Origin of the sequence: Flavobacterium sp. UBA7680, assembly GCF_002482975.1 — a bacterium.
GTDB lineage: Bacteria > Bacteroidota > Bacteroidia > Flavobacteriales > Flavobacteriaceae > Flavobacterium.
The window spans coordinates 170,709-183,606 of the sequence record NZ_DLHA01000028.1 but is presented as its reverse complement, the minus strand read 5'-3'; the positions used below and the strand labels follow the sequence as shown (position 1 = coordinate 183,606).

General features: G+C 33.8%; 9 protein-coding genes. 3 read left to right on the top strand and 6 right to left on the bottom strand.

The window, feature by feature from the left end; genetic code table 11:
* Window positions 1–94 precede the first annotated feature (94 nt).
* Complete coding sequence (gene fumC, locus B3C18_RS11355) at window positions 95–1,480, bottom strand: class II fumarate hydratase (RefSeq protein WP_291146722.1); 1,386 nt, start codon at window positions 1,478–1,480, stop codon at window positions 95–97.
* Between the two features lie 472 nt (window positions 1,481–1,952).
* Here fumC and B3C18_RS11350 point away from each other — a divergent pair, with 472 nt between their 5' ends.
* Complete coding sequence (locus B3C18_RS11350) at window positions 1,953–2,126, top strand: hypothetical protein (protein WP_026984685.1); 174 nt, start codon at window positions 1,953–1,955, stop codon at window positions 2,124–2,126.
* Between the two features lie 185 nt (window positions 2,127–2,311).
* Here the strand turns inward: B3C18_RS11350 and B3C18_RS11345 are convergent, their stop codons facing one another.
* Both B3C18_RS11345 and arsC read right to left on the bottom strand, forming a co-directional pair.
* On the bottom strand, window positions 2,312–4,825 hold the full coding sequence (locus B3C18_RS11345) for a TonB-dependent receptor domain-containing protein (RefSeq protein WP_291146716.1): 2,514 nt from the start codon (window positions 4,823–4,825) through the stop codon (window positions 2,312–2,314).
* Window positions 4,826–4,917: 92 nt separating this feature from the next.
* On the bottom strand, window positions 4,918–5,262 hold the full coding sequence (arsC, locus tag B3C18_RS11340) for an arsenate reductase (glutaredoxin) (RefSeq protein WP_291146714.1): 345 nt from the start codon (window positions 5,260–5,262) through the stop codon (window positions 4,918–4,920).
* 115 nt (window positions 5,263–5,377) lie between these two features.
* On the opposite strand from arsC, the gene B3C18_RS11335 reads away from it, so the two are divergent.
* Both B3C18_RS11335 and B3C18_RS11330 read left to right on the top strand, forming a co-directional pair.
* Window positions 5,378–6,331 (top strand): CPBP family intramembrane glutamic endopeptidase, encoded by a 954-nt coding sequence (locus B3C18_RS11335; RefSeq protein ID WP_291146712.1) that lies wholly within the window; start codon window positions 5,378–5,380, stop codon window positions 6,329–6,331.
* A 7-nt stretch (window positions 6,332–6,338) separates the two neighbouring features.
* Window positions 6,339–7,379: an AMP-binding protein gene (locus B3C18_RS11330; RefSeq protein WP_291146710.1), complete on the top strand. Its 1,041-nt coding sequence runs from the start codon at window positions 6,339–6,341 to the stop codon at window positions 7,377–7,379.
* 510 nt (window positions 7,380–7,889) lie between these two features.
* Here B3C18_RS11330 and B3C18_RS11325 read toward each other — a convergent pair.
* The 3 genes from B3C18_RS11325 to B3C18_RS11315 all read right to left on the bottom strand — a co-directional run bounded on the left by B3C18_RS11325 (window position 7,890) and on the right by B3C18_RS11315 (window position 12,684).
* Entirely contained in the window at window positions 7,890–9,107 is a 1,218-nt protein-coding gene (locus B3C18_RS11325) for an RsmB/NOP family class I SAM-dependent RNA methyltransferase (RefSeq protein ID WP_291146708.1), read from the bottom strand.
* 148 nt (window positions 9,108–9,255) lie between these two features.
* Entirely contained in the window at window positions 9,256–11,235 is a 1,980-nt protein-coding gene (locus B3C18_RS11320; protein ID WP_291146706.1) for a KUP/HAK/KT family potassium transporter, read from the bottom strand.
* 132 nt (window positions 11,236–11,367) lie between these two features.
* Window positions 11,368–12,684 (bottom strand): hypothetical protein, encoded by a 1,317-nt coding sequence (locus tag B3C18_RS11315; RefSeq protein WP_291146704.1) that lies wholly within the window; start codon window positions 12,682–12,684, stop codon window positions 11,368–11,370.
* Window positions 12,685–12,898 lie beyond the last annotated feature (214 nt).

Below are 12,898 nucleotides of genomic sequence, written 5' to 3'. Positions count from 1 at the left end.
TAATTAAAAAGAGCTTTCTAAATTTTAGAAAGCTCTTTTTAATATAATTAGGTTGAAAAAATTAATAATTCACCATTAACAATTCACCATTAAACTAAACCATTTCTTCCGGTTTTACCCAAGCGTCAAAATCTTCAGGGGAAACGTAGCCTAAACGAACCGCTTCTTCTTTAAGTGTAGTTCCGTTTTTGTGAGCGGTTTGAGCAATTTCGGCAGCTTTGTAATAACCGATTTTTGTGTTTAAAGCGGTTACAAGCATTAAAGAATTATCTACCAATTCTTTAATACGTTTATGGTTTGGTTCAATTCCTTGTGCGCAATGTTCGTCAAATGAAACACAGGCGTCTCCAAGCAAACGTGCCGATTGAAGAAAGTTTGCTGCCATGACTGGTTTAAAAACATTCAATTCATAATGTCCCTGCATTCCGCCAACTGCAATTGCCATATCATTTCCGATAACTTGGGCGCAAACCATTGTTAGTGCTTCACATTGTGTTGGGTTGACTTTTCCAGGCATAATAGAAGATCCTGGTTCGTTTTCAGGAATATGAATTTCTCCAATTCCTGAACGAGGTCCAGAAGCTAACATTCTAACATCATTGGCAATTTTGTTTAAGGAAACAGCCAATTGTTTTAATGCTCCGTGTGTTTCCACGATTGCGTCGTGTGCAGCCAAAGCTTCAAATTTGTTTTCGGCAGTAATAAAAGGATGTTTGGTAAACTGAGAGATATATTCGGCAACTTTTACGTCGTAACCTTTTGGTGTATTTAATCCGGTTCCAACTGCGGTTCCGCCTAAAGCGATTTCAGATAAATGGGCTAAAGTATTTTTAAGTGCTTTTAATCCGAAAGCTAGCTGCGCTGCATATCCTGAAATTTCCTGTCCAAGCGTTAAAGGCGTTGCATCCATTAAATGTGTACGCCCGATTTTTACAACGTCTTTAAATTCATTTGCTTTTTTTACTAAAGTTGCGTGTAGTTTCTCAACTCCGGGAATTGTAGTTTCTACCACCATTTTGTAAGCTGCAATGTGCATTCCGGTTGGGAAAGTATCATTTGATGACTGAGATTTATTTACATCATCATTTGCTTTGATAAATTGTTCGCCTTCGCCAATTTCAAAACCTTTTAAAACCTGAGCGCGGTTAGCAATTACTTCGTTTACGTTCATGTTACTTTGCGTACCTGAACCTGTCTGCCAAATAACTAATGGAAATTGATCGTCTAATTTACCTTCCAGAATTTCGTCGCATACAGCTGCAATTGCATCTCTTTTCTCAATTGGTAAAACTCCTAAATCAAAGTTGGCATAAGCCGCGGCTTTTTTTAGGTAAGCAAATCCTTCGATGATTTCCTGCGGCATCGAAGCTACATTTCCAATTTTGAAATTATTTCTGGAACGTTCTGTTTGTGCACCCCAATACTTATCGGCAGGGACTTGAACTTCGCCCATGGTGTCTTTTTCTATTCTGTATTTCATTTTGTGTAAATATGTTGTTTGTAAAAATGTATTTTGTTAATGTGAAATGTTAGTTGTATTCTGCTTGGGTAAAGGAACGCGGATGACGCTGATTTACTTCGTAAAGACTCGGATTGAAACGGATTTTATGTTTTGGTGTTTAAATTTTCTTTTGAATACGGATTCTAGCCCCGATAGGAGTGAAGTAATCTTTTATGTTTTTTCTTTAAAAACATAAAAGATTACTTCACTAAACATTTATTTTAATCGGAGTTCAGTGAACTTCGTTTGTAACGGATAGCGGGAAATAGCTCCTGAAAATACTCATGTTCTTCTAATTTAGATAGTTGAATAATTTATCAAAAAATAAGCTTATTTAAAATGAGTATAAATATACGGATAAATGTTATTTCACGAAAATTGATTTAGATTTTATTGCTGAGGAGAAATATATAGCCTACATTTGTGGTAACATTCAAAAATTCCGGAAAACATGTTTGAATTTTCACAGTACTTAGGCTTTTTACTTTTCTTAACCATACTAACTATAGGGTTTTGGTTAATGTTTTTCTTGGTTGGTTTCGTATCTTATTGGGTTACGGGAGCTAGCTGGGAAATGTTCAAAGAAAAGAGAGCTAAAAAAAGACAAGAAGAACAATCAATTTAATTTGAATTGATTTCATAAAAGGATTCGTGAAAACGAGTCCTTTTTTTTATGTCTAAAAATAAATTCCAATAAAAAATCCCAAATTCCAATGAGGGTTAATCAATTGGAATTTGGGATTTTTAGTATTGAAATTTATCCAGTGAAATTGGAATTTGGGATTTTTTAATATTGGAATTTAACTTACGTTAGCCCGGGAAATCTCCGCCACCTTCTCCGCCGCCGTCATTTTTAGGCTGTGCGTTTTTATCTCTATCACTTTTTGCTTTGTTAAAGCGATACGTAAATGATAAATTGAATTGACGTTTACGGAACTGCATTTCGCTGTAAGCTTTTTGATTTTCATGTGTTACATCATTTTCCAGATAGGTGTAGGACTTCATGATACGTGAGTTGAAAATATCGCTAATATTGAATGCAATTGTTGCTTTGTCTTTTAAAACATCTTTACTAAACGCTGTATTCATACCAAATTGACCTAAATTTTTACCTTGAGCCGTTTTTTGTTCGCCATTGTAAACAGCACTTAACTGCCAGTCTATTTTGTATGGTAACGTTAATTTTGAGTTGATTCTGGCAAACCATGTATTAGCTTGATTATCCAGATCTTGTACAACTGTATTTCCTTTAGTATCTATATAAGTATTTTCTCCGGTAGTTTTTACGTTGTAAAAGTTGAAGTTACTGTTAATTCTCCATACTTTGAAAGGTGTATAATTAAGAGTAAACTCAAAACCAAATTTTTGCTCTCTTCCTAAGTTAATTGGACGGCTTAAAATAACAGGAATTCCATCAACTGGATTAGCCGGTGTAGGAGTTACAACATCACCATCAGGAGTTACAACGTCACCTGTTGGAGTTCTCACGAAACTGAAAACGTCTTTTGTGTTTTCGAAATATGCAGAGGTATTAAAGGTTAATTTTTTCCAACGTTTGATGTATCCAATATCGTATTTGTCTGTCAAAGATGGATCTAAGTCCGGATTTCCTTGAAAAATATTAACATTACTAGAATAGTTTGTTGCAGGATTCATGAAACGTCCTCTAGGTCTTGATAAACGCTTACTGTAACTTGCTGTGAAGTTACTTTGATCTGAAATTTCGTAACTAATAAAAGCACTTGGAAATAAGTTGTTGTATTTTTTAGTGTTGAAATCGTTACTATCTAATAGATTTACCTGAATATTAGTGTCTTCCCAACGTAATCCAAATAAATAAGAGAACTTATTAACTTTGAAACCGTATTGCGTGTAAATTGCATTTATGTTTTCCTTGTATTCTAAAGTATTTGATAATTTTGGATCTGGGTTACCCTGATTGTCGGTTATTACATATTCGTTGTTCAAATCACCAAAACTTCCTTTATATCCGGCTTCAAACTGGCTTCCTTTACCTAATGGTAATACATAATCTGCTTGTAATTGTACTTGTTTCTGAACCTGATCGTTCAATGTACTATTGAAATTTGGTGATGCTGTAATGAAACTATTACTATCGTCTGAATTTCTTGAGATCGATAAATCAGCGGTAAGTTTGTGCCCTTTATCGTTGAAATTTTTAATTAAGTTTGACGTATATTCTACGCTTTCACTTCCTGTAACACCATCATTTAATCGGTATGAATTACCTGTGAAATCATGTGCTGCGCCAAAATTACTATACGTGATGAAATCTCTTGTGTCACCTGAACTTTTTTGATAATTAATGGCATTTGTCCAAAACGTATTTGGAGCAACAGTCCATTCTATACCAGCTCTTCCGTTAAATCCGTCAGAAGTTCTTTTAGTATCACGATCTTCGTCAAGATATCCTTTTGGAGTTCCGTCAGCATTTAAATAGGATGTATTAGTTAAACCTGCACCTTCACTTGTTCTGCGGTTGTAGCCAAGAGTTGTGAAGTAGTTTAATTTCTCTGTTTTATAATTTAAATTTCCGCTTAAACCGTAGGTTTCAGGAAGTCCTGTCGAAGCAATAAAAGTTCCGTTTAAACCTTGATTTTTTCCTTTTTTAAGAATGATATTGATAATTCCTGATCCACCTTCGGCATCATAACGAGCAGATGGATTGGTAATAACTTCAACCTTGTCAATGGCATCTGCCGGAAGCTGACGCAAAGCTTCGGCAACATTTATCGCGTTTGAAGGTCTTCCGTCAATTAAAATTCGGATATTATCACTTCCTCTTAAACTTACATTTCCTTCGGTATCAACAGAAACAGATGGTACGTTGTCTAGAACATCACTTACTGTTCCACCTTTTACCATCATATCCTGACCAACATTGTAAACTTTTTTATCCAGTTTAATTTCTACAGATGATTTTTCGGCACGAACGACAACTTCATTTAATTGTGCAGCATCTTCAGATAAATTTACGACACCTAAATTGGTGTCTTCCTGAATGCTTTTTTGTTTAATTTCAGTCGATTTAAACGAAATGAATTCTACTTTTATATCATAAGTTCCCGGAGCAACAGCTACTTCAAATTCACCTTTCGGGTTAGTTATTCCGCCTGCAATAACTTTTGTGTCATTTGGAGCCATGATCGAAATAGTAGCATATTCAAGCGGCTGCTTGCTTACTTTTTCGAAAACTTTTCCGGTAACTTTAACCTTATTTCTTGCTGGTGGACCTTGTTGTGCATAGTTGTAAAAGCCTGTAAAAAGCATCACGAGCATTACAACAAAATTGATTTGTTTCATTTTTTTCTGGTTTCTTTTCATCTTAGACGGCAAATGTACCTTTTGGTTTAAAGAGAAAGATCACAAAAAAATGTTAATTGATCATTTTATAATCAATCTAAAAAAGAGGCAACTTTGTCTAAATCTCTTCCAATAATTGCTTTACCGTCTTTTACAACAATAGGTCTTTCTATTAAAATAGGATTATCTACCATTGCCTGAATAGTTTGGTCATCGTTCAAATCTTTTCCTTTGTAATTTTCAATCCAGATTTTTTCTTTGGTTCTAACCAATTCATTTGGCTGAATATTTAATTCTTTAAGAAGTTTTTTTAGCTCCTCAAAACTCGGAGTGTCCGTTAAATAAGGAATTATCTCATATTCTTGTTTGGTATCTTCAATAAATGCCAAACAGCTTCTCGATTTTCCACAGCGCGGATTATGGTAAATTTGTATCATTTTCTTATATTTAAAGTCTGCTAGAATAAGATCTGCTAAAAACAGTCGTTATTTAGTACAACAAAAATAGGATTTCCTATTTAAATCGAATTCTCATTTTAAAATTTTTAAATATATGTTTTTAGAGCAAGGAGTTAAACCTCAAAATCATTTTTGGAAATATCTTTTAGGATCTGTTTTTATTATTACAGCTTCATTTGTAGGTCAAATTCCTTTTTCTATTGCGGTTCTTTATAAAAGTTTTAAAGAAAATGCCGTTTTCCCAACTGACAATGATTTGGCTTTAAAAATGTTTCAGCCCAATCTTACCTTATTTTTAGTAATGCTTTCGTTTGTTTTTGCTTTTGCCGGAATATATTTTGTGGTAAAATATATGCACCATCAAACGCTTTTATCGGTAACAACAGGACGAAAAAAAGTAGATTGGAACAGAATTTTATTTTCTTTCGTGCTTTGGGCTTTATTTTCGGTAATCAGTTTTTTTGTACTCTATTTTCAATCTCCGGAAAAATTTGTCTGGAATTTTAAATTAGTTCCTTTTTTGATTTTAGCAGTTATAGGAACAATTTTGATTCCCATTCAAACCAGTACAGAAGAATATGTTTTTAGAGGATATTTGATGCAGGGTTTCGCTAATCTGGACAAAAACAGATGGTTTCCGTTAGTTATGACTTCACTGATATTTGGTTCCATGCATATTCTTAATCCCGAAGTGACTAAGATGGGATATATTATCATGGTGTATTATATAGGAACAGGATTGTTCCTCGGAATTATTACTTTAATGGATGACGGAATGGAACTGGCTCTGGGCTTCCATGCGGCAAATAATCTTATTGGGGCTTTATTGGTAACTTCAGATTGGTCGGTTTTTCAAACACATTCTATTTTTAAAGATATGTCAGAACCTTCAGCCGGTGCTGATGTAATTTTACCGGTTGTAATTGTTTACCCTATTTTGCTTTTTATTTTTAGTAAAAAGTACAAATGGACGAATTGGAAAGAGAAATTAACGGGTAAAATTGATGAATCAGATAATGAGGTGTCAGAATTTTTAAATTTAAACTAACAGGATCATGCCAAACTTAACACATAAAAATGTACATAATTATTTTAAACTTGATGGCTATCATTTAAACGCTGCAGATTTGTGCCGAATTGGATATAGTTTTATTAAAGAAGGTGATTTGTACGAGCGAGCTATTGGGGAATTTTTCCTTGATTGGTTTGATCACAAAGATTATATCGAAATGACAACTTCTGGAACAACTGGACTTCCTAAATTAGTTAGATTAGAAAAACAAGCTATGATTCAGTCTGCATTAGCGACGGGAGATTTCTTTGGTTTAGAACCGGGGAATAAAGCTTTGCTTTGTCTGCCAACTCAATTTATTGCAGGTAAAATGATGTTGGTTCGCAGTTTGATTTTAGGTTTAGAATTGGATGTTGTAGTTCCGAGTACAGAACCATTAGCCTACAATAATAAACAATACGATTTTGCTGCGATGGTTCCTTTACAGGTTCAGAATTCACTTGGAAAATTAACAAATATCAAAAAGTTAATTATTGGCGGAGCAAAAACAGACAGCGACCTTATAGAGAAACTTTTACCCTTTAAAACAGAGATTTACGAAACGTACGGAATGACCGAAACGATAACGCATATTGCGGCTAAAAGGGTAGGAGAAAGTGCTTTTACAATTTTGCCAAATGTAAAAATTGAAAAAGACGATCGAGGCTGTCTGGTAATTTATGTTTCTTCTATTTCTGATGAGCCAATTGTTACTAATGATTTAGTTGATTTAGTAAATGAAAATCAGTTTGTATTTTTAGGAAGAATCGATAATGTCATTAATAGTGGAGGAGTAAAGCTGATTCCGGAGCAGATTGAAGCAAAGTTAATTGGCAGAATTAGTAACCGCTTTTTTGTAACGGGTGTTCCCGATACTGTTTTAGGTGAAAAACTGATTTTAGTAATTGAAGGTGAGAAATATGATTTCTCTGCTGACTTTTTTGATGTTTTAGGGAAATTCGAAAAGCCTAAAGAAATTGTTTTTGTTCCGAAGTTTAAGGAAAACGAAAATGGGAAGTTATTACGTAAGTCGAGTTTAAGATAAGAAAAAATCAATATTTTAAATCCCAAATCCCAATTTTTCGCAATCTTGTCATTTCGACCGAAGGGAGAAATCGCACTAGTAATTCCGCACAGAAATCGCCAATCTTTGCCGACCCACTAGTGCGATTTCTCCCTTCGGTCGAAATGACAAATAAGGAGGATTGGATTTTTTTATGCGTAGTGTTAAGTCCCTACGGGACAAATGTTGATGTCGTCTTCTGTGTTTTTTACCGATATTAAATCTCTACGAGATATTGGGAGTAGGTATTTTTTGTTACCGATATTTAACTCCTAATGGAGTTTAAAGAAATAATAATTTGCTAAAAAATAGATTTTTAAGAATATCTCGTAGAGATTTAATATCGGTAGAAAAAAAGTGAGTACCGATAAAGTTGTCCCGTAGGGACTAAACAAATTATGGGAGAAAAATATTCAAAAATAAAAATTCCAAATCCCAACTATAAAATTGGAATTTGGAATTTAAAATATTAGAATTTAAAATATTGAATTTTTATTTTGTTTTACGCTCTAATAATGCCATATAAAACCCATCAAAACCAGATTCTGAAGCCAGTATTTTACGATCCTGAATAAACGTAAATTCTTTTCCGATATCTGTTTTTAAGAATTTCTCTACTTGTTCCTGATTTTCTGATGGTAAAACAGAACAAGTTGCGTAAACTAATTTCCCGCCTGGTTTTACAATTTTAGAATAGCTCTCTAAAACTTCACTCTGAACTTTACGAATGTTATCGATAAATTCTGGCTGTAATTTCCATTTAGCATCAGGATTTCTTTTTAAAACACCTAAACCGCTGCATGGCGCATCAATTAAAACACGGTCTGCTCTTTCATGTAGTTTTTTGATCACTTTTGTAGTGTCAATAATACGGTATTCAATATTAAAAGCACCATTTCTTTTTGCTCTTAATTTCAATTGTTTTAGTTTACTTTCGTACAAATCCATTGCAATTAATTGTCCTTTATTTTCCATTAAAGAAGCAATGTGCAATGTTTTTCCTCCCGCTCCGGCACAAGTATCAACAACACGCATTCCGGGTTTAACATCAAGGAAACCGGCAACTAATTGTGAGTTAGCATCCTGAACCTCGAAAAGTCCTTGTTTAAAAGCATCTGTTAAAAATACATTTGCTCTTTCTTTTAAAACTAAAGCCTCAGGCTGATCTTTTAAATATTCTGTTTCAATATTTAAATCCATCAACGTATTTCTCAGGTTTTCTTTAGTTCCTTTAAGTGTGTTAGTTCTTAAAATAACTTTAGCAGGCTGATTTTGAGCAGCAATTTCTTTTGCCCATACTTTTTCGCCAAGTTCTTTTACACCTAATTCGTCCATCCAGTCCGGGATAGATTCTTTTAATGCTCTAACTTTTGAAAGTTCGTCAAAACGACCTTTTATTTTTCTTTCTGGAGTTCCTTCTAATTGTCTCCAATCTGGAATTGGATATCCTCTTAAAACTGCCCAAACCGCAAACATTCTCCATAAATTGTCTCTGTCGAAAGGTTCTTTTACTTCTGCAATTTCTGCATATAAACGTTTCCAGCGAACAATTTCATATATCGTTTCAGCAACAAATTTCCTGTCAGAACTTCCCCAACGTTTGTCTTTTTTTAATGCTCTTGCTACCACTTTATCTGCATATTCGCCTTCATTGAAAATCGCGTTCAAAGAATCGATGGTAGTATAAACTAAATTTCTGTGTAATCTCATTTTAATTATTTGAGTTGCAAAGGTACTATTAATTGATTGAAAGTTAAATTTTTAATTATGATTGTTATTTAGCTTTCCTTTTAAAAGAGAAAAACACTCTGATAAAGTTTTAAAAGAGTGTTTTTCTGAAGAGATTTCTGCAAGTAGATTATTCTTTTGTCGTTATTCTTGTCAATCCGATATTTTCCGGAGCGTGAAGCACCATCGGGAATTTCTCTATTTTTACGGAGCTGCTGTCTAAACCAAAAGCTCTTTCTTCAGATAAACTCAGTTTCTTAATAAAGAAATAAGAGTTCATGATAATATTTTCGTGCCATCTTAAGTCATTGTCATTGGATAAGAATTTCTCAGACAATACAAATTTAAAGTCACCAATAATATTGTTTTTGTTTAATGATTCGTAACGGCTTGTAATATCCACTTCTCCGCGTTTTACCATGTCACGAATAACTTCTCTAAACATTAAATTGATTTTCGTCGGCTCTCTAAATCCTAAGTTGAAATCGATTCTATAGATATCGTCTTTCGCGATTTCGGTAACTTTATATTGCGTTTTATAAGGTTCAGTCAAAATGTTTACGTGTACAAACCAGTAAATATCGGCTCTTTTTGGACGTTTTTGTAAAATTGAATAAATCACTTTTTCCTCCAGTTCGTCAACACGGTTCGCGTTTGTCATGTAAACCAGATGCGTTGCGTATTTAGGAATAGATAAGTCTTGGCTTAATTCTACTAATACTTTTTTATAATCGTCAATTTTGATGATTTTAGTATAGCTTTTGTTGATTTTCTTAGCTAAATACCAAATCGTCATTATCGAAATAAGAAGCGTTGCAATGATTAAAGTTACATAACCTCCCTCGGCAAATTTTGTAATGTTTGCAATCAGGAAACTAAATTCGATCAATAAATAAATCGTGATAAGCGGAACCATAAAATATAGTTTCACACGTTTCATGATTAAATAATAGTTCAGTAAAATGGTTGTCATGATCATACATAAAATGATCGCTAAACCATATGCATGCTCCATATTTCCTGATTTTTCGAAGTGTAATACAATTCCAACACAACCAAAAAACAATAACCAGTTAATTGACGGTATATATAATTGTCCTTTAACTTCGGTAGGATATTTGATTTTTACTTTTGGCCAGAAATTCAAACGCATTGCTTCATTTATCAATGTAAACGATCCGCTGATAAGGGCCTGAGATGCAATTACGGCAGCTAAAGTTGCGACCACAATTCCGAATGGTAAAAACCAATGCGGCATAATTAAATAAAACGGATTTCCGTTTTCTCCTCCTAATTGCTGTAATGTACTTCCTTCATGGTGAATTAAGTAAGCAGCCTGACCAAAGTAATTTAATACTAAAGTAGTTTTTACAAAAATCCAGCTGATTCTAATGTTTTTTCTACCGCAGTGCCCCATATCTGAGTACAAAGCTTCGGCCCCGGTTGTACATAAAAATACAAATCCAAGAACAAAAAATCCATCAGGATGAACTGAAAGTAAATGATAAGCGTAATAAGGATTTATAGCTTTAATTACTTCCGGGAAGTGAATAATTTGTATAATACCCAAAGTTCCAAGCATGGCAAACCAAATCAACATCATTGGTGCGAAAAACTTACCAACTAACTTAGTTCCAAACTGCTGTATAGTAAATAGGACAAAAAGAATACTAATTACAATAGTAATAATGGTCTTGGTTTCCATTGTAGGGTAGAATGCCCTAATACCTTCAACTGCAGATGAAATTGAGATGGGAGGCGTTATAATACCATCAGCAAGCAAGGCACTTCCTCCAATAATGGCGGGCACAATGAGCCACTGAATTTTTGTTTTTTTGACTAATGCATATAATGCGAAAATACCACCTTCACCATGATTATCGGCACTTAGGGTAATAAGAACGTACTTTATTGTAGTTTGCAAAGTAAGAGTCCAGAAAACACAGGAAATACCTCCTAATACAATATCTGCATTTATGGTATGATCGCCAAGAATGGCTTTCATTACATACAAAGGAGACGTCCCAATGTCTCCATAAATAATTCCCAATGTTATCAATAAACCCCCTATAGACAACTTACTATGTAAGTTTTTATGCGATGCGCTCATGTATATTTTTAATAAAAGACGGTTGCAAATTTACTGTTTTAAAACAAATTAGCAGCTATTATAATTAAAAAGATAAAAAAAAGCACAATCCCCAAATTGTGCTTTTAATTTTTACTATAAATTGATATATTCTTAACCTCTTCTACCGCCGCCTCTAGAGCTTGAACCGCTTTCTCTTTGAGGTTGGCTGCCTCTTGATTCCTGACTTACTCTTGGTGATTCGGAACGTTGTGGAGCACTTTGAGGTCTTGAAGCGTTTGAACTGCTTTGAGAACTTGATCTGTTTTCGTAGCTTCTCGGAGCTTCAGTTCTTTGAACAGGAGCAGATTGAGTTTGAGCTGGTCTGCTTGCTCTGTTTTCAGAATAACTTCTACTAGGTGCTTCATTTGTTTGTGAAGATGTTCTATTAGAATAATTTCTGTTTTCTGAGTTTCCTCTTGGAACAGTTGCAGTTGAATTATTTCTGTTATAATCTCTTGTCTCTGTTCTCGGAGTATTATCTGTTCTTACAGGAGTATTTGCATTACCAGCATTATTATCTCTGTTAGTTGTTGCACGATTAGTATTGTTGTAACTTCTGTCAGAATTATTTCTGTTGCTATTGCTGTAATCTCTGTTTGTGTTTCTATTTTCGGTAGAAGTTGGTCTTCCTGAATTTGATCTGTCAGAGTTATAAGTGTTTTGAGATCTGTTAGCTTCTCTGCTTGCAACTCTTCTTTGATCTAAATCATATCTGTTGCTTACATTAGAATGTCTTTGAGCAAAGCTATTGTTTGGTCTCATTCTTTCGTAACCGTAAGTACGTCTTGATTCATAAAGAACCGGAGCTCTGTAACTTCTTCTTGTGTTTACATAATTGTAATTGTTGTGAACATTGATACATACATTTACATTGTTTCTGTATCTGTACACTGGGTAAGGTCTCCATGCTGAGTAATAAGTTGGGTAGTAACCCCAATACCAAGTAGAGTAGTATGGTCTGTAATTAGTAATCCAAAATGAAGTATAAATTACCGGAGCTACACTATAAACCGGCTCATAAATATAGTTGTCACCATATAAATAAGTATTACCTACAACCTGTACGCTTACTTTATTGTAATTGTCTCTTTCAACATCAATTGTAGCAACATCCTGATAAACATCGCGATCTAAAACGGCCTGAATAATTACAACGTGAGTTCTGTCTTCTACAGATTCAATTACACGTAAATAATCAACCTCGTCGTCGCCATTTAAATCAAGGTTTGATATTTGGTATTTTGGATCATTTAATCTTCTTTCAAAATCCTGAAGATTAGCAGATTCACCAAACATAGAGGCAACTGCTCTTAAATCTAAATTATCACTTATATCTGAGTTTTTTGCGTAAACAGTAGTTTGGTTTTGTGCACCACATGAACCAAAAACTAATGCTACAACCGCTATTAAAAGTAATTTCGTTTTCATGACTAAATCATATTAAATTATTTGTGATAGGAGATATCCAATTACTGTGCCACAAATTAAATTTGATACTTTTGGTTTGTAAATATCACGTTTGTAGTTTGTTATGTTTTTGTTGAATTGTAATTGAATTTTGATTGAACAAAAAATATGGGAAATTATTATTTTCTGAAAATAAACAAAACATATTTGAGATGTTAGAAATAATTGTATTTTA

Coding starts and splice junctions, on each gene's coding strand:
- fumC (WP_291146722.1), bottom strand. CDS start 1,480: ATGAAATACAGAATAGAAAAAGACACCATGGGCGAAGTTCAAGTCCCT.
- B3C18_RS11325 (WP_291146708.1), bottom strand. CDS start 9,107: ATGAGATTACACAGAAATTTAGTTTATACTACCATCGATTCTTTGAAC.
- B3C18_RS11320 (WP_291146706.1), bottom strand. CDS start 11,235: ATGAGCGCATCGCATAAAAACTTACATAGTAAGTTGTCTATAGGGGGT.
- B3C18_RS11330 (WP_291146710.1), top strand. CDS start 6,339: ATGCCAAACTTAACACATAAAAATGTACATAATTATTTTAAACTTGAT.
- B3C18_RS11345 (WP_291146716.1), bottom strand. CDS start 4,825: ATGAAACAAATCAATTTTGTTGTAATGCTCGTGATGCTTTTTACAGGC.
- B3C18_RS11335 (WP_291146712.1), top strand. CDS start 5,378: ATGTTTTTAGAGCAAGGAGTTAAACCTCAAAATCATTTTTGGAAATAT.
- B3C18_RS11350 (WP_026984685.1), top strand. CDS start 1,953: ATGTTTGAATTTTCACAGTACTTAGGCTTTTTACTTTTCTTAACCATA.
- arsC (WP_291146714.1), bottom strand. CDS start 5,262: ATGATACAAATTTACCATAATCCGCGCTGTGGAAAATCGAGAAGCTGT.
- B3C18_RS11315 (WP_291146704.1), bottom strand. CDS start 12,684: ATGAAAACGAAATTACTTTTAATAGCGGTTGTAGCATTAGTTTTTGGT.